Here is a 16,610-nt window from a genome sequence, read left to right as displayed (position 1 = left end):
GGGTCGGCGAGTACTCAGTCTCGAATCCGGGTTTCGTGCGCACGACATGATTCGCTCTCGGTCTCTGACCGCGATTCGCCGTTCTACCAGCCGCAATGTGGTCGGTGCGTGGTCTCAGTAGCGGGCAGGGTCGTGCGGATCGCACGATGTCGCGTGCACGGTGCACGATGCTCAGATCCATCCGCGTCTCGTTGCGATCGCGAGGGTTTCGATGCGGTTGCGGGTGCCGCTCTTGCGGTTGATCGCCGCGAGCCGGTTGCGGATGGTTCCCGTCGAAAGATGTAGTACCGCACCGATTTCCTGCGGGGTGAGCCCCCGTGCGGCCAGCCGCAGGATGTCGATGTCGCTGTCGCTGAGCGGATTGCCGGGCGTGCGCAGTGCTTCGGCGACAGCGTGCGCTTCGATCACCTGTTCGCCGTGCGCGACTCGGGACACGGTGTCGGTCAACGTATCCAGAGACGCGCCGCGGCTCAGCAGACCGTCGACCGGGACCGTGAGCGCCCGCTGCAACAGATCCGGACGGTTCGGTGGGGTCACCAGCACGATCCGGCACCGCGCCAACGCCGACCGTAGGCGCTGCGCGGTCGCGATCCCGTCCACCCCGGGTAGATCGGCGTCCAGCACCGCGATGTTGGGATCGGTGCGCAGCGCGCACGGGGTCACTTCCTGCCCGGTACTCACCTGCGCGACCACCTGCACGCCGGGGATGTCGGCCACAGCCGCGGCCATCGCTTCACGGGGCAGGCGCAGAGCGCCGGCGATCAGCACTCGAATCATGGGATTTCCATTTCGCCAGGATGTCGAAGTGATTGGGGGAACTGCTCTTCGAGGTGAGTAGTCCTTCCCCGCTACCGGTTCGTAGCGGGGAAGGACCGCATCAGCCTCGGGCTTGTGGGCGGGGCAGGGCGAACATCAGCGCCCACATCAACACCAGCGCGCCGATGACGTACCAGAGCGCGGTGGCGAACGCCTCGCTCACCGGGGTGCCGTGGCTGCCCGCCGGGGCGTGCACGAAGTAGGCCACCGAGGACACGGCGATACCCAGCGCCGTCCCGAGCTGCATCGCGGTGTTGAACACACCCGATGCGGCACCCATATCCGCCGGATCAACCTGACCGAGAGCCAATCCCGCCAGACCCGCGCCGATCATGCCGAACCCGCACCCGAGCGCGAGCATCGGCGCGACCGCCGCCGCGAACGGCACCTCGATGCCTCGCGCGGTGACCAGCAGGTGGTAGCCGAGCAAGGTGACGGCCACCAGCAGCGCGCCCGCCTGGGGTACCCGACGTGCGTGTGCGAGAACGAGTTTGGAGGCGAGCACCGCACCTGCCATGCCGCCGATCGCGATGGCGGCCGCGGCCGGGGCGAACCGGGCAGGTGTGAGTCCGAGGCCGTCCTGCATGAACAGCGTCCAGGTCAACAGGAACACCCCCGAGACCAGGCCGAAGATCAGCTGCGCGCACACCCCTCCGGTGAAGGATCCACTGCGGAACAGGGTGAGCGAGACCAGCGGTGAGTCGTTCGCCGCGGTCTTGACCCGCTGCTGTGCCACGAACACCGCCAGCATCACGAGACCGCCGGCCAGCATCAGCACACTCCACGCGGGCCACCGCTGCTGTCCGCCCACGGTGAGCGGGTACAGGATCAGCAGTAGCGCCGAGCTGCACAACACGATCCCGAGCGGATCGAGTCGCCGTGCGTGCGGGTCACGCGATTCGGGGATGGATCGCAGTCCGAGTGCGAGGATGAGCGCTCCGATCGGGATGTTGATCAGGAAGATCGAGCGCCAGCCCAGACTGAACACATCCATGCCGGTGAGTACTCCACCCAGCACCGGGCCGAGGATCCCGCCCAGGGACATGATCAATCCGTACAGGCCGAACGCCTTGGCGCGCGCGGCGCCGTCGAAGTTCACGTACAGGGTGGCCAGCACCTGCGGCACCATGACCGCGGCCGCCACCCCCTGTAGCGCGCGGGCCGCGATCAGCATCGCCGGTCCGCTCGCCACCCCGCACAGCAGCGAGGCCGCGGTGAACGCGGCGGTGCCGAGCAGGAACACGCGTTTGCGGCCGTAGAGGTCACCGAGACGCCCGCCGGTGATCAGCCCCAACGCGAACATCAGGGTGTAGGCGGCCGGAATCCACTGCACCGCAGCGCTCGTCGCGCCGGTCTCGGACTGGATGGTCGGCAACGCGGTATGCACGATCGAGCCATCGAGTGCGTTCATCAGCTCCGCGACCAACACCACGACCAGGGTGATGGCCAGAGCTCGCCCCGCGGCGGCGCGCACGGTGGTGGAGTCGAGGGTTTCCGAAGACACGAAAACCTCCTGTTCTGAGCAATCGGAAGAAGTACGGGCAGGCCAGGGCCACGCACGCCAACTGCACACAGCAGGGGTGGGGAGGGTACGACAAGCCCAGGCCATCGGGAAAAGCCGTCCACGAACACGGACCCGAGCGCGTGTAGCGCGCTCGTGGTGGGTCGGTGCCGGAACAACGGCTACTTGGCCTGGGAGATAAGTCATCACCTCGAAACTCGATCGACAGGGAACACGAAGAACAGCTGAGTACATTTGTACTCTGCGACCCGGCGGCAGTACAGCGGTTATGGGCCGAATCACACTAGGTACATATGTACCCTGACGAGGTGGCGGGAACGTCCCGAACGAGCAGCAGGACGAGGTACCCATGGGCGAGCGGATCAAGGAACAACCAACAGCGGTGCGGCGCAGACGATTCGATCCGAACCGGCGCGAACGCATCGCCCGTGCCGCGATCGAGGTCATCGGCGAGCGCGGAGTGGAGGGCTTGACCCACCGCGCCGTCGCCGCGGCCGCCGACGTCCCGATCGCCGGCACCACCTACCACTACAGGGACAAAGAAGAGCTCCTGGCCGCGGCGCTCGAACTGTGCGTCTCGGACTACGCCGCGATCATGGCCGCCATCCCCGGCGCGGATCCGGGAATGACGATCACCGGGATCATCGAACAGACCGCACATGCCCTGATCGACTGCTTCACTACCGAACGCACCCGCACCACCGTGCAACTCGAGCTCTACGTCGCCGCGATCCGACGTCCCGCGCTACGTCCTATCGCCGACCGCTTCACCGAAGCCACTCGCACCATGTACGCGCACTACACCGACCCGGATACCGCCGCCCTGCTCACCGACACCGCGCAGGGAATCACCCTGCGCGGCATCGCTACCGACGCCCCACCCACCTCCGAGCAGATCCGAAATCTACTCACCCGCTGCCTACCCTGACCACACCGGAGTCGAGTCGATTCCGCCCGGTCCGAGTGTCGGGCGAGCGCCTGGTCGTCGGCTCGCTGTGCCGGGACGAACCGCACCGAAGTGCGGCGGCTGCCGACAACTGATGTCTGGGGCGGACACTGGCGCCGGCTTCGCCATCGAAGGAATCGAGCCTACGAGCATGCGGGTGGAGTCTAGAGCGGGGAGTGTTCGCCCGGCCGCCTGTTTCGGCTGGGCGGGGGCGATGGTGTGGGCCCGGGTCAGCTCGCGGGGGGATCGGTTCGGATGTTGCGGTGCAGGACGACCTGGACGACCGCGTCGGTGCGCGCCCGCAATTCGTGGGGGTCGCCGCCTTCGATGTGGATCACGCTGCCGGGTTCCAGGACGTGGGACGTCGTGCCGGACACGGCGGTGACATCCAGGTCGATCTCGCCGGACACGCAGGTGATGAAGATCGGGCCGGCGGCGCGGTGCTCGGCCAGGACCTGGCCGGCTCGAAAGCTGATGCGTACCAGCGTGAGTCCGGTGCCCTGCAGCAGGCGCTGGGGGTTGGGGGTCGCGCCGTCGCGCGGCACCCAGGCGGTCGTGTCGTGGGCTGTCGGGGTGGTACTGGTCGTCATGCGTTCGGCTTCCTGGCGATGATGGAGATGGCGATGAGGCTGTCGCGATGGGCCTCGAAGGTGGCGCGCATCGCCAGTACCCGTTCGCGGGCGGGGCGATCGCGCAGGACGTTGCGGATGATGCGGGCGGTGCCGAGCAGGCCCTCGTCGGCGAGCACGCGGCGCGGGCGCAGCAGGGCCATCGGCGCGAAATCGATGGTGTCTATGACGAATCCGGCCGCGGTGAGGGTGGACGTCCATTCCGAGGCGGTCAGCGGGCGGGCGTTGACCTTGATGGAGCGGGACATCGCCTTGCGGATGTCGGTCTTGACCTCGTCGGGCAGATCGTCGGGGCGCAGGGCCAGTTCGTGGATGGCGTAGCGGCCGCCGGGCCGCAGCACCCGGAACGCCTCGGCGACGATCTCGGCCTTGTGCGGGTCGGTCTGCATGGTCAGCATCGCCTCGCCGACGACCGCGTCGGCGGACTCGGCGGGCAGGCCGGTCGCGGCGGCGTCCCCGGCGGTGATCTCGCCGCGGCCCCCGATGGCCGCGGTGGTGAGCGCGGCCGCGTTCGGATCGGCTTCCACCCCGCGATAGCTCGCGGGACCGTGCTCGAGAATGAGCGCGGCGGTCTTGCCCAGTCCGGGGGCCAGTTCCACGACCTCGGCCCCGCGCAGCGCGGCGGCGTCGAGCATGCGCTCGGTCATGGCCTTGCCGCCGGGGCGCAGAATGCGCTTGCCGAGCCGGGCCAGCAGCCAGTGGCCGGGGATGTGCGCGGAGTCGCGTTCGTCGAAGGGCAGGGGTGTGGTCATGGCACGGGTGTCCTGTCGGTTCGGCCGCTGGTCGCGGCGGTCCTACAATCGATCGGGTCAGTCGTCATCGGTCGTGGCGTGAGAGGAGCGAAATGGCCACCACGCCCCGGCAACGGGATCGGGTCCTCGCCCTCGTGCGCGATTCGCTGCAGCCGCTGGACGCGCCGGTCATCGCGCAGGCGCTGGGCATTCACATCACCACGGCGCGTTTTCATCTGAACGCGCTCATCGAGGCGGGGCTGGTCGAGGGCACCTGGCTGCCGTCGGAGACCGTGGGCCGCCCGCGCAAGGGGTACGTGGCCGTCGGGGGCGATCCGGTCGCGCCGGTGCTGGCGGCGCTGCTCGCCCAACTGGGGGACACCCCGGCGGAACGGCGTGCGAAAGCCGCTGTGGCGGGCCGGGTCTGGGCGGACACCCTGACCGGGATCGGCGCCGACGATTCCGGGCTGCCGGATCCGGTGACTGTGCTGTCCACGACGCTGACCCGGCTGGGCTTCCAGATCTCCAGTGCCGTATCGAGTTTCGGTACGCACGAGATCCAGCTGTGCAATTGCCCGCTGCGGCGGATCGCCGTCGGTGCGCCGGAGATCGTGGTCGGCGTGCAGCAGGGCATGATCGAGCGGATTCTCGAACGGCATTCGGCGGCGCTGGCTTCCCAGTACGAGGTCGATGTGCGGCCGGACGCGAGCGGGGACTGCGGTGTCACGCTGCGGCTCACCGTCCGCGCACCGCAGGGCGCGCCGACCGCGGGCTGAGCTCTCCGCCTGCATTCGTACACCCCACTTTTCTGATCGCCGGTACCGTCGCGCCCTCGCTCGCTCGTGGCTCGGGCTATTTAAATGATCCTTGACCTATGTCGTTAGGCTAGGCTAACTTAGCGCCTTCAACAGTATGTTTACCACGTCGCCGCGCTGTTGTGTCAATCACGCGAAAGGCTAATTAGATGAAAAACCGCCGAAGCCCGGCCGGAGTGCTCGCCGTTCTCGCGGCCGCGACCGCGGTGTTCGCGCCGACCGCCACCGCCGCGCCGGAGGACTTCCGCATCACGCGGGAGGTGCCGACCCTGGCCGATCTCGGCGACCAGGTCCGGTTCCTGGTGGAGACCGCCGCCTCTGACGAGGCCAAGGCCGCCAACCTCGAGGGCGGCATGAACGCGGTCGTGGTGCCGCGCACGGTGTACAACCTCGGACTGTTCCGCGCGCCCAAGGGCTGGAACGAGGTCACCGGACCCGAGACGCACAACGGCGACGAGCACACCGCCATGCTGAACTCCCATTCCGCGGGCCGTCCGGGCATCGTCATGAAGGTGACCTGGAAGCGGATCGACGGCGTGTGGAAGCTGGCCAACAGTTCGCTGTGCGAGGGCGTCAAGACCGTCGGCCTGCCCATTCCGTGCACGTTCTGATTCCGCCGCGATGATCGAGATCGACGGGCTCACACTGCGTTACGCGGAGGCGACGGTGCTCGACGTTCCTGAGCTGACCATCGAGGACGGGTCGGTGACGTACCTGCTCGGGCTCAACGGGACGGGCAAGACCTCGCTGCTGCGGTGCATCTGCGGGATCGTCACACCCACCACCGGGACGGTGCGAGTCGACGGTGGATCGGTGTCCGCCGGGCGCGGTGCGCCGCCGAGTCTCGGTGTGCACCTGGACTATCGGGCGTTCGACCCGCGGCATACCGCGCGGCGGCACCTGCGGTGGATCGCCCGGGCGCGGGGCATCGCGGCCGGCCGGGTCGACGCGGTGCTGCGCCTGGTCGATCTCGAGGTGGTGGCGGATCGGCGGCTCGGGCAGTACTCGCTGGGCATGCTGCAGCGGGTGGGGATCGCGGCGGCGCTGCTCGGTGAACCGCGCACGCTGGTGCTCGACGAACCGGTCAACGGGCTCGATATCGCGGGGATTCTGTGGCTGCGGGAGTTGTTGCGGCGCTTGGCCTGCGAAGGGGTGTGCGTGCTCGTGACCGGGCATCTGCTCGATGAGGTGGAGCGCAACGCCTGCGCGGCCGTGGTGCTGGGGCCGGGGCGCGTGCTGGCCGCCGCGCCGCTCGCTCGGCTGGTCGGGCCGGGGGAGCGGCTCGAGGACGTGTATCTGCGGTTGACCGGGCTCGATGTGACGGCGCGGGTGGCATCGTGAGCGCCGGTGCGGCCCCGTCGCTCGGTGCGCGCTGGTGGCGTGCCGTCCTCGCGGAGTGGACGCGCACCTCGGGGCGCGGCTTCCTCTGGACCGTCGCGGTGCCGCTCACGGTGGTGCTTCCGCTGGTGGTCACGTTCGGCATCGCCACCGTCGCCGAACGATTCGCTCGGATTCCCGGGCAGGTAGCGGTCACCTCGGTGAGCACCACCAACGCGGTGTACTGGGTGATCACCTTCGTGACCGCGATCATGATGGTGACCGCGGCGTACGCGCACGGGGTCCAGCGGCGCGGCGATGTGCGCGATCTCGAGGCATTCCTGTTCCCGCGCGCGTGGATCGCCGCCGCGGCGCGCTGGGTCTTCTACGGTGTCATCGCGGCTGTCGCGGCGGTGGTGCTGCTGGTCATCGTGCTGGTGGCGCTGCCCCGGCTGTACCCGCTGGTGTACGGGGAGGTGGATCTCACCGGCGCGGCCGGGCTCCGATTCCTGTGGACCGTACCGGTATACGCGTTCGCGGCGTGCGGCATGGGCGTCGCGCTCGGCGCGGTGATCCGCACGCCTTCGGCGGCCGTCGCGGTACTGCTGTTCTGGGTCTACGTCGTGGAGAACTCGATCAGCCTGCTCCCGCACGGGTTCACGCTGCAGGCGTACGCGCCCTTCCTGAACGCGGTCGCCGCGACCGGTCAGGAGCTGGCGTTCCTGCCGCGCTTCGGTCCGAACGGGTCGCTGATCTACTTCCTGGTGATCACGGTCGCGGTGTTCGCGCTGGCCGTGAGCCCGCCGGTGCTGCCGCGCCCGAAAGGTGTTCGGCGGCACCGCGAAGCGACCGTGTCGTCGAGCTCCGCGTAGTCGTCCGGCGCGTCACCAGCCACCGGCGAACAGTGCCGCGAGCCCGGACACCGGGTCGCCGGCGTTGGTCGTGTTCGCCACCGCCACGACGACCGCGCCCAGCGCCACCACCACCGCCACGATCGCGAAGCCCCTCAGCACCCGCTTTACCCGCGAATCGGCGGATCGCGCAACGGATCTGCGCCACAGCAGCACGCTCAGCACGAGCAGGTCGGCCGCCACGATCGCGGCGGCCACGGCCATCACGACGTGATAGCGCGCGAAGTCGTCCACCATGACACCGAGCGCGTCGGGCGCCCGCTCACCCGAACTCGATGCCTCGGCCAGCCGCTGCCGCACCTGCTCGAGCGTGTCGGCGAGCGCGGGATCCGGCGCGCTGTCGGTGAGGAAAGGCAGGAGCGAAGCGAAAGGCGCTGCGGCCCCTTGGATGTTGGCGACAACCAGCACGACCGCGAACAGCGCCAGCCCCGCGCTCGCGACCCCGCCCGCACCGAGTGCAACCCTGCGGTTCGTGCCGGAGTCGCCGACCCGGAGGAACGCCCGCCACAGCAGTACCGTGAGCGAGATCAGCACGAACAGCAGCGCGCCCGCGATGACGGCTTTGCTCAGGTGATACCGGAACCAGTAGTCGACGATCCGCTGCAGGTCACCCGGGAACCCCGATTCCCCTGCCCGCCAATACGCGTCGAATGCGGTCCGAAAGTCTGCCCGCAGCGCCCCCGCGTCGGCGAAGGATGCCCCGTCCCGCGCGGCCAGGACGCGCGGCGCGTAGACGAACGCGGTTCCCAGCGCCACCGCCACCGCGGCAAGCACACCGATCGCACGCCCGGAGAATCCCGCCCGGGTAACCAGTTCAGGGGGAGCGCCCACGAACCACCTCCATGTGTACGAGGACCGTGCCCGGCAGCCTACCGGCCGGAGTTGCGGCCGCGCTTCCGCGTGAGTACCGGGCGCATGGCTGCCAGCGCGTTGCGCGTGACCCGGTCTGGCCAAGGTCCGATCCGGCCGCAGCCCGATCGGGGCTGCACCGGCGTAGCCGACGGACGAATGCCCCCGGTCGGGTCAGGTGGTTGGGGCCAAATGGGATTCGAGGAACGTGAAGAAGGGGGACGTCACGCGGGTCGGGTGGAGGACGCCGTCGCCGAGGAAGAGGTGGTCGGAACGGGGATAGAGGATCAGCTCGTGGGGAACCTGGGCTGCGGTCAGGGCTTCGGATAGGAGGCGGCTCTGGTGGGGCGGGACTATGTGGTCGGCCGTGCCGTGCTGGATCAGCATGGGGGCGGTCGCGGGGGTGACGTAGGTCAGGGGGCTCGCCGCTCGGTTCAGGGCGGGGTGGCGGGACGGGACGTGGCCCAGGAAGCGGGATTCCGGGGAATCCTCGACATCGTGGCGTAGCAGGACGGGGCTGATCAGGTGCTCGTCCATGCGGGCGAAATCGGTGGGGCCGTACCAGTCGACGGCGGCCCGGACCCGGCTGGAGACACCGGCGGGGCCGTGCGGGCCCTCGAGGGACGGGACATCGGCGGTGGTCGCGAGCATCGCGGAGAACCAGCCGCCGGCCGATTCGCCCCAGGACGCGAATCGGTCCGGGTCTAGGTTGAAGCGTCCGGCCTCCGCGCGCAACCAGCGCACGCCCGCCTTCACATCGTGCAGCGGCTCCGGGAACCGTGCCTCGCCGGAGAGCCGGTAATCCAGGCTCGCCACCGCGTAGCCGCGATCGACCAGTTCGGCGAAAATCCGCACGGGACTGCGTAACCCCAGGGGCGGCAGCACCCCCGCGCGATCGAAGGCGGCGAAGGCCCCGCCGTGGATGTAGACCACCGTCGGGCGCGGGCCGGGCCAGCGGCCGGCGGGCGGGGTGTACAGGTCGAGCGCCAGCTCGCGACCGGGCCGGACGGTGGCGAACACGAGGTTGTAGCGGGCGCGGCCGCCGTCCGCGAACCGCACCCCGTCCGGGCGCTCGGCGACGCCCACCCGCCCGCGAGCGGCCACCGACGCCACGAATTCCCCTGCGGCGCACAACCGCTCGAACACCGTCATCGTGCTCCCTTACGGCACCGGCGTGCCCTTACGACTCGCTGAGGCGGAGGCGGGCCACCACCGCGCGGTGGTCGGTGCCCTCGATATGGCGTGAATGTACTTCCAGCGCATGGCCGCCCGCCACCAGGACGCGGTCGATGCCCACCACCGGGCCCCACCAGCGGTCGGTGGGCCAGGTCGGCATCGCGCCCACGCCGAGGAGCTCGGCGGAGTCGGCGTAGCGGCCGGTGACCAGGGCGCGGAAGGGGGCGTGGTCGTAGGTGGCGTTGAAGTCGCCGCCGACTATCACCGGGCCGGTTTGGGCCTCGAGGATCTCGCCTATGCGGCGCAGCTCCCGGGCCCATACGTCCGAGTTGGACAGGGGCGGGATCGGGTGCAGGGCGAAGACGGTGACCGGGCCGCGCTCGGGGTGAATCATCGTCGCGCGCAGGTTGTTCAGCCAGAAACCGTCGAACTTCACCCCGTCCGCGAGGGGGTAGCGGCTGAAGATGCCGGTGCCCTGGCCGCCGCCGGACGGCGCGGTGAAACGGTGCGGGAACAGCTCGGCCAGGCCCGCCGCGTCCAGGCGCGTCAGCAGATCGGGGGTCAGCTCGTCGATGGTCAGGACCTCGGCGCCGGTGTCGCGGGCCGCGGTCACCACGTCGGTGGGGGACCCGTGCCCGAGCATCAGATTCGATTGCATGACAACCACATCGGTGCCCGGCGGCGGGGAACCGTCCGCCCACAGCATCGGCGCCTGCGACCACAGCCCGGAGCCGGCGACCACGACGGCCAGCGCGGTGCCCGTCCACTGCCGCGTCACCGCGAACAGGACGATCGCCACGAGGGCGAACACCATCAGATACGACGCGAACGACGCCGCGAGCACCGCGGGCTCCCACTCGGACGTGCTGTAGTGCAGTCCGATCCCGGTCGCCCCGGCCGCCAGCGCGAGCGACGCGGCCACCAGCTCGAGCCGGCCCAGCCATCCCCTCTTACGCGGTCGCGCGATGCGCTCGGTAACCCGCTGATCCTCTGTCAACCCATCGATCGTCACTGAAACTCTCCCCTCCCCGGATGCGCCGCCCACAGTACGCGACGCCGCGCGCGCCCCGTCCCGGGCCACAGCCGACGCGCCCGGGACATACGAGCGATACCGCTGCCCCACGAACGACGCGGGTCCGGGACTCGCGAGGAGCCCCGGACCCGTCCGGCCGAACGCGCCCCGGCGGCCGCGGCAGGCGACTACTTCTTCAGACCCGCCTCGATCGCGTCGATGATCCGCGGCCGCAGCTCGGCGGCGCTGATGATCGCGTCGACCGACCCGACCTGCACCGCGCGCTGGATGTTGTGCACGCCGTCGAACTCGGCGGCGACCTCACCCAGCTTCTCCGCGCGTACCGAGGAACGCATCTCGTCGAGCTCGGCGGTCAGCACCGCGCGATCCGCGCCGATGGCGCCGGCCGCGCGCGCACCCAGGTCCCGCACCCGCGGATCGCCGCCGGTGCGGGCGTTGACCTCACCGGAGAAGACCACGGCCGCGGCCGGAGCGCCACCCAGCACCGAGGCGAACGAACCCTCCAGCGCCAGCACGGTCATGTTCGGGTTCAGCGCCTTGGAGAACACCACGAACGCGCCGCCGTGGTAGCGCGAGATCACGCAGAACACGATCGGGCCCTCGAAGTTGACGATGGCACGGCCGATCTCGGCGCCGTACTCGAGCTGGAGCTTGCGCATCGACTCGGGGGAGCCGTCGAAGCCCGAGAGGTTGGCCAGCACCACCAGCGGGCGGTTGCCGCTCGCGGTGTTGATCGCCCGCGCCGCCTTCTTCGACGACCGCGGGAAAAGCGTTCCCGCGGTGTAGGTGTCGGGACCGTCGGTCGGGGTGAGACCGCGCCGCACCACGCCCCGGGACTCGATACCCAGCAGGCACACCGGAATTCCGCCCAGGCGCGCGTCCTGGACCACCGCGGTCTCGGCGTCGGCCATACCGGCCCAGCGCTCGAGCACCTCGTGATCCTGATCCGCGAGAGCCCGCATGACGGTGCGAATGTCGAAGGGCTTCTTGCGATCCGGGTTCGCGGTCGCGGAGAAGATCTCACCGACGGTGGTGAAGTCGCTGTCCGCCAGCACATGCGGGAAATCGGAGATGTCACGGTCGACCGGGTCGGTGGTCGCCGCCCGGCGCGGGCCGTTCTCACCCGGGGCCACGTAGGTGTGGTCGTAGTGCGACATCAGGACCTCGCGCGCCGCGGTCAGGTTCGGCGCCCAGTACTGCGCCTGCCCGTTCGGGCCCATGACGCGGTCGTAGCCGCCGATACCGAAGTTGTCCTCGGCCGAGACGCCGCCGGAGAAGTCCAGGGACTGCTTACCGGTGAGCACCATGGCCGAATCCGGGGTCATGACCAGGATGCCCTTGGTGTGCATGAGCATGGTGGCTTCGGCGTTCCAGTACGGCTGCGCGCCGACGTTGATGCCCGCGACCACGATGTTGATCTCGCCGCCGTCCTGGGTGAACTCGACGATCCGCTTGAGCGCGGCCGCCACCCAGTCCATGTTCTCGGTGCCGGACTCCATCGAGATCCGCGCGCCCGAGGACAGTGCGTACCACTCGAGGGGAACCCGCATCTGCTCGGCCAGATCCAGCGCGGCGATCACGCGGCGGCATTCCGGCTCGGACAGCGCGCCCAGGGACTTGGTCGGATCGCCGAGCAACACCACGCGGGTGATGCCGTCCGGGTACCGGTCGGTGCGGGTGGTCACCACGCCCGCGACCATGGCCGCGCTGTTGCGGCCCTTGGGCCGGCTGACCGGCACCAGCACGTTGTCCGAATCCAGGTCGTGCTCGGTGAAATCGCCCAGCACACCGGTCAATTCGTACGGGTACACGGTGTTGCGGCTGCTGGCGCGCAGCACCTTCTGCCGGTACTCGTCCAGCGGCTCGACCGGCTCGTCGGAGCGGTCGACGATGCTGACCTCGGTGCCGCCGATGGCGTCGAAGGAGATCCGCACCGCGATCTTGACCAGTTCGTCGGTGCGCGCGTCGCGCTGACGCGCGATGAGCAGGATCTCCTCCAGCCCCGTGCCCGCCGTGGTCGGCTGCACGTGCCCGGCAATGGTTTCCAGCTCCGCCCGCGTCACATCGACCGGCGGCCAGATGTACATGACGATCCGGTTCGTGTGCAGCCGCTTGGCCGAGGGCCGTTGCGCCTGCGCCCGCCGGATGGAATCCAGGCAGGTGGCGATGGTGGTCTCGGCCGTGGGCAGCGCCAGCAGGCGGCCGTCGTGCTCGCGCAGCGCGGCCAGGTCGCGAACCTGGGCGAAGGCCACGAGGCGCTCGTCCGACGGGTTCTCCTTGGCGACCGCGCGGAACAGGTACACCTCTTCGTCGTCCGAGGACGGCAGTCGGGTGAGGTCGAACTTGTGCAGGCGCTTCATCTGCATACGCTGCGCGATGTACGGGTGCAGACCGCGGATGAGCCGCTCTTCGTCCAGCCCGGTGGTGGAGGGCCGGAAAGTGAAGTGGTGGTGCATGACCGCGCCGCCGCTGCCCGCGACCGTGCAGGTGATCCGATGCACCTGGTTCGGCATGGGCTGGGCGTTGAGCACTTCCTGCAGGGCCGCGGCCATGGCGTCGAAGTCCTCGGGCTGACCCTCCCAGCCCAGGTAGATGTCGGCCTCGATCGAGGCGGCGCCACCGGCCAGCTCGATGAGCCCGCGCACCGCGGTGTCCAGGGCGTGGAAGCTGACCGCGGCCGAGACCAGGCTCATGCCCTTGCGCTCGGCGATGACGAACGTGCAGTCGTCGGCCTCGGTGGTGCGCACGCCGGTGAGGCCCTTGTTGCCGTAGTAGCGGCGGGTCAGCACCTCGAGCATGGCCGAGTTGTCCATCTTGCCGCGTTCGAGACGCTGGCCCAGCAGTCGCACCAAAGGCTCGGTGCTGCGGACCATCTCGGAGATCCGCTCGGCGCGATCCGGGGTGTTCGGGTGCTCGTCGAAGTGCCGCAGCTGGCGGCGGACGTTGGTGTACACCCGAGCGCGGTTGCGGCGCAGCAGCGGCAGGCCGTACCAGGCGTAGACCACACCGCGCGAGAGATCGGCGATGACCGGGAAGCGCACCTGCGTGGCGGCCACCAGGCGCTCGAGCGCCAGGCCGACCGGCTCGCGCAGCGCGCCGCTCGGCACGGGCTCGCGGACCCACTTGCGCAACAGCGTGGCGATCACCGCGACGGTCTCGGCCGGACGCTGCTGCGCCAGGAAGATGCGGAAGACCGCGGCCTCCAGCTCCGGGGTGCGATCGAGTTCGGTGATGCCGTAGTGCCCCAGCGCCTTACCGAGCTTGGCCTTGAACGACTCCGGCAGCCCGGCCCGCTCCACGTCCAGGCTCTGCAGGTAGGTGTGGAAGTACTCGCGGGCGCTGTGCACGTGGCTCTGCGAGCCGTCCTCGTCCCACGAGCGGTTGTGGCTCAGCTCGGCGAGATCGGCGAAGACCTCGACCAGTTCGAGCTCGTCCGCCAGCGGGCGCCGATTGCCGGCGAGCGCGTCCTGGCGCGCGGCGAGGTAGTCCTCGAGAACGCGCTGTTCCTCGTGCGGGTCCTCGTCGAAGCCGAGCAGCAGGCTGCGCAGATCCTGCAGGCCGCGGGCCATGCGGTCGGCGGTGCTGGCCGCGACGGCCCCGGCGGGCAGGTCGAGCTCGACCGTGCCGACGGCCGCGGCGTCACCGGCCTCGTCGTCGTCGGCGATCGGCTCGAGGCGCATCAGCGGCGCACCGGTCTCCACCTGGGTGCCGACCGAGACCGTGCATTCCTTCAACCGCGCCTTGAACGGCGCGCGCAGCACCGTTTCCATCTTCATGCTCTCGAGCACCAGGATCGGCGCTCCCGCTTCGACTTCCGCGCCGACCGCGAGCGGGGTCGCGACCACCAGCGCGGGCGCGGGGGAGCGGACCACGCCGCCCTCGTCGCGGCTGATGCGATGGGTGACGCCGTCGATGTCCACCACGTGGATGGGGCCGTGCGTGCCGGTGGTCAGGCGGTAGCGAATGCCGTTGACCACGATCTGGCCGGTGTGCTCGTCGAAACGTTCGAGATCGACGTCGGCGGTACGGGTTTCGGCCCCGGCCTCGATACCGACCCGGAACCGGTGCGCGCCGATGCGGGCGACCCGCACGCGGTAGCCGGCCCCGCGCAGCTTGAGATCGTGCGGACGCCCGCTCTCGTGCTGCACCTGGGGACGGCCGCCGGACGCGGTGGACAGCAGGCGATGCCGTTCGGCGGTCTCCTCGTCCTCGTAGGCGTCGATGGCGGCCGCGGCCAGCGCGACGGCCGAATGCCGTTGCGAGACCAGGCGTCCCTCGCCGCGCACGCGGTCGATCCAGCCGGTGTCGGCCGAACCGTCGATGACCTCGGGCTGGATCAGCAGGTCGAGCACGAAGCTCTTGTTCGTCGCGCCGCCCTCGATGACGACGCGGGTCTGCTCCATGGCGCGGCGCAACCGGCCCAGCGCCTCGCTGCGATCACGGCCGTAGGCAATGATTTTGGCGATCATGGAGTCGAAATCGGCGGGGATGGTGTCGCCCTCGCTGACGCCGGTGTCCACGCGGATGCCGGGACCGGCGGGCAGGTCCAGGCGCACGATGCGGCCCGGCGCGGGCGCGAAGTCGCGGTCCGGGTCCTCGGCGTTCAGGCGCGCCTCGATGGCGTGGCCGCGCTCGGCGGGAGCGGTCCCGGTGAGCGGGATGCCCGAGGCCACCTGCAGCTGTGCGCGCACCAGGTCGAAACCGGTGGTGTACTCGGTGATCGGATGCTCGACCTGCAGCCGGGTGTTCACCTCGAGGAACGCGAACAGCTTGTCGCCGGGGTGGTAGAGGAACTCGACGGTCGCCGCGCCGCAGTAGCCCACCGCGATGGCGAGCCGCTCGGCCGAGCCCTTGAGGTCGGCGACCTGCTCGGGCGAGAGCACCGGGGAGGCGGACTCCTCGATGACCTTCTGGTTGCGGCGCTGCACCGAGCAGTCGCGCACGCCCAGTGCCCAGGCGGTGCCCTGCCCGTCCGCGATGACCTGCACCTCGACGTGGCGGGCGCCGGTGACCAGGCGCTCGAGGAAGACGACGCCGCTGCCGAAGGCGCGGGCGGCTTCCTGGCGGGTGCGCTCGTAGGCGTCGACCAGCTCGTCCTCGTTGGTGATGACGCGGATGCCGCGACCGCCGCCGCCGGCGGTGGCCTTGAGCATCAGCGGGTAGCCGACCTCGGCGGCGGAGGCCAGGGCCTCCTCGACGGTGCCGACGGCGCCACGGCTCCAGGGCGCGACGGGCACGCCGACCTCTTCGGCGATGAGCTTGGCGCCGATCTTGTCACCGAGTTTGCGCATGGCGTCGGCGCTGGGGCCGATGAAGGTGACGCCGATCCGCGCGCACAGTTCGGCGAACGCGGGATCCTCGGCGACGAAACCCCAGCCGACCCAGGCCGAGTCGGCGCCGGTGGCGAGCAGCGCCTGCTCGAGCACCTTCAGGTCCAGGTAGGGGCGGTTGGCAGCCGGTCCGAGATCGTACGAGACATCGGCCTCGCGCACGAACGTGGCGTTGCGATCCACATCCGTGTACAGGGCGACCGTCTGTATCGGCAATCCGGTCTCGGCGGCCAGATCTCGGACAGCATGGATGAGGCGCATGGCGGCCTCGCCCCGGTTCACGATGGCGATGCGGCTGAACACTCGCCTGCTCCTTCCACAGCACTGGCCCGATCGGGCGCGGATTTCGAGTATCGGTCCCGCGTAGTCTGCACCTATTTGCTCCCAGGTACACGGCATGTGGTTGTTACTCGCACGTATCCTTGGGAATACCTCGTATTGGGCCGGTCACGGGTGGGAGAATTTCCGGTGAGCGGCCGCGCGGTACCGGACACGGACCGCGCGAATCGGACTCGAACAAGGAAGGCGTCCAGCC

General features: G+C 69.9%; 13 protein-coding genes. 5 read left to right on the top strand and 8 right to left on the bottom strand.

The window, feature by feature from the left end; all coding sequences use genetic code 11:
- Positions 1 to 171: 171 nt before the first annotated feature.
- Both ACWDOP_RS17030 and ACWDOP_RS17025 read right to left on the bottom strand, forming a co-directional pair.
- A complete protein-coding gene (locus tag ACWDOP_RS17030; protein ID WP_456345845.1) occupies positions 172 to 777 on the bottom strand; it encodes a response regulator transcription factor in 606 nt (201 codons plus the stop codon).
- Between the two features lie 100 nt (positions 778 to 877).
- A complete protein-coding gene (locus ACWDOP_RS17025) occupies positions 878 to 2,320 on the bottom strand; it encodes an MFS transporter (protein ID WP_456345844.1) in 1,443 nt (480 codons plus the stop codon).
- 367 nt (positions 2,321 to 2,687) lie between these two features.
- On the opposite strand from ACWDOP_RS17025, the gene ACWDOP_RS17020 reads away from it, so the two are divergent.
- Complete coding sequence (locus ACWDOP_RS17020; RefSeq protein ID WP_456345843.1) at positions 2,688 to 3,266, top strand: TetR/AcrR family transcriptional regulator; 579 nt, start codon at positions 2,688 to 2,690, stop codon at positions 3,264 to 3,266.
- Positions 3,267 to 3,514: 248 nt separating this feature from the next.
- Here the strand turns inward: ACWDOP_RS17020 and ACWDOP_RS17015 are convergent, their stop codons facing one another.
- Positions 3,515 to 3,874: a cupin domain-containing protein gene (locus ACWDOP_RS17015; RefSeq protein ID WP_456345842.1), complete on the bottom strand. Its 360-nt coding sequence runs from the start codon at positions 3,872 to 3,874 to the stop codon at positions 3,515 to 3,517.
- Positions 3,871 to 4,665 carry a class I SAM-dependent methyltransferase gene (locus ACWDOP_RS17010; protein ID WP_456345841.1) on the bottom strand — a complete coding sequence of 265 codons (795 nt, stop codon included), beginning with the start codon at positions 4,663 to 4,665 and terminating at the stop codon, positions 3,871 to 3,873. Before ACWDOP_RS17010 ends, ACWDOP_RS17015 begins: the two co-directional genes overlap by 4 nt.
- Before the next feature lie 92 nt (positions 4,666 to 4,757).
- Here ACWDOP_RS17010 and ACWDOP_RS17005 point away from each other — a divergent pair, with 92 nt between their 5' ends.
- The 4 genes from ACWDOP_RS17005 to ACWDOP_RS16990 all read left to right on the top strand — a co-directional run bounded on the left by ACWDOP_RS17005 (position 4,758) and on the right by ACWDOP_RS16990 (position 7,648).
- Positions 4,758 to 5,420, top strand: coding sequence for a helix-turn-helix transcriptional regulator (locus ACWDOP_RS17005; RefSeq protein ID WP_456345840.1), 663 nt, complete (start codon positions 4,758 to 4,760; stop codon positions 5,418 to 5,420).
- Between the two features lie 188 nt (positions 5,421 to 5,608).
- On the top strand, positions 5,609 to 6,070 hold the full coding sequence (locus ACWDOP_RS17000) for a hypothetical protein (protein ID WP_456345839.1): 462 nt from the start codon (positions 5,609 to 5,611) through the stop codon (positions 6,068 to 6,070).
- Positions 6,071 to 6,080: 10 nt separating this feature from the next.
- Positions 6,081 to 6,800: an ABC transporter ATP-binding protein gene (locus ACWDOP_RS16995; RefSeq protein WP_456345838.1), complete on the top strand. Its 720-nt coding sequence runs from the start codon at positions 6,081 to 6,083 to the stop codon at positions 6,798 to 6,800.
- Positions 6,797 to 7,648: an ABC transporter permease gene (locus tag ACWDOP_RS16990; RefSeq protein WP_456345837.1), complete on the top strand. Its 852-nt coding sequence runs from the start codon at positions 6,797 to 6,799 to the stop codon at positions 7,646 to 7,648. Before ACWDOP_RS16995 ends, ACWDOP_RS16990 begins: the two co-directional genes overlap by 4 nt.
- Before the next feature lie 12 nt (positions 7,649 to 7,660).
- Here ACWDOP_RS16990 and ACWDOP_RS16985 read toward each other — a convergent pair whose 3' ends face one another.
- The 4 genes from ACWDOP_RS16985 to ACWDOP_RS16970 form a co-directional block, all read right to left on the bottom strand.
- Entirely contained in the window at positions 7,661 to 8,518 is an 858-nt protein-coding gene (locus tag ACWDOP_RS16985) for a hypothetical protein (RefSeq protein WP_456345836.1), read from the bottom strand.
- 192 nt (positions 8,519 to 8,710) lie between these two features.
- Entirely contained in the window at positions 8,711 to 9,688 is a 978-nt protein-coding gene (locus ACWDOP_RS16980; RefSeq protein ID WP_456345835.1) for an alpha/beta hydrolase fold domain-containing protein, read from the bottom strand.
- Positions 9,689 to 9,716: 28 nt separating this feature from the next.
- Positions 9,717 to 10,709 carry an endonuclease/exonuclease/phosphatase family protein gene (locus ACWDOP_RS16975; RefSeq protein ID WP_456345834.1) on the bottom strand — a complete coding sequence of 331 codons (993 nt, stop codon included), beginning with the start codon at positions 10,707 to 10,709 and terminating at the stop codon, positions 9,717 to 9,719.
- A gap of 203 nt (positions 10,710 to 10,912) precedes the next feature.
- Positions 10,913 to 16,378, bottom strand: a complete 5,466-nt coding sequence (locus ACWDOP_RS16970) for an ATP-binding protein (protein WP_456345833.1) — start codon at positions 16,376 to 16,378, stop codon at positions 10,913 to 10,915.
- Positions 16,379 to 16,610: the final 232 nt, after the last annotated feature.

The organism is Nocardia sp. NPDC003693 (assembly GCF_053981095.1).
This window is presented reverse-complemented; position numbering and strand designations above follow the sequence as displayed.

What these genes read in the sequence shown, in the direction of transcription:
- ACWDOP_RS17030 (WP_456345845.1), bottom strand. Translation starts at nt 777, where the DNA reads ATGATTCGAGTGCTGATCGCCGGCGCTCTGCGCCTGCCCCGTGAAGCG.
- ACWDOP_RS17020 (WP_456345843.1), top strand. Translation starts at nt 2,688, where the DNA reads ATGGGCGAGCGGATCAAGGAACAACCAACAGCGGTGCGGCGCAGACGA.
- ACWDOP_RS17015 (WP_456345842.1), bottom strand. Translation starts at nt 3,874, where the DNA reads ATGACGACCAGTACCACCCCGACAGCCCACGACACGACCGCCTGGGTG.
- ACWDOP_RS17010 (WP_456345841.1), bottom strand. Translation starts at nt 4,665, where the DNA reads ATGACCACACCCCTGCCCTTCGACGAACGCGACTCCGCGCACATCCCC.
- ACWDOP_RS17005 (WP_456345840.1), top strand. Translation starts at nt 4,758, where the DNA reads ATGGCCACCACGCCCCGGCAACGGGATCGGGTCCTCGCCCTCGTGCGC.
- ACWDOP_RS17000 (WP_456345839.1), top strand. Translation starts at nt 5,609, where the DNA reads ATGAAAAACCGCCGAAGCCCGGCCGGAGTGCTCGCCGTTCTCGCGGCC.
- ACWDOP_RS16995 (WP_456345838.1), top strand. Translation starts at nt 6,081, where the DNA reads ATGATCGAGATCGACGGGCTCACACTGCGTTACGCGGAGGCGACGGTG.
- ACWDOP_RS16980 (WP_456345835.1), bottom strand. Translation starts at nt 9,688, where the DNA reads ATGACGGTGTTCGAGCGGTTGTGCGCCGCAGGGGAATTCGTGGCGTCG.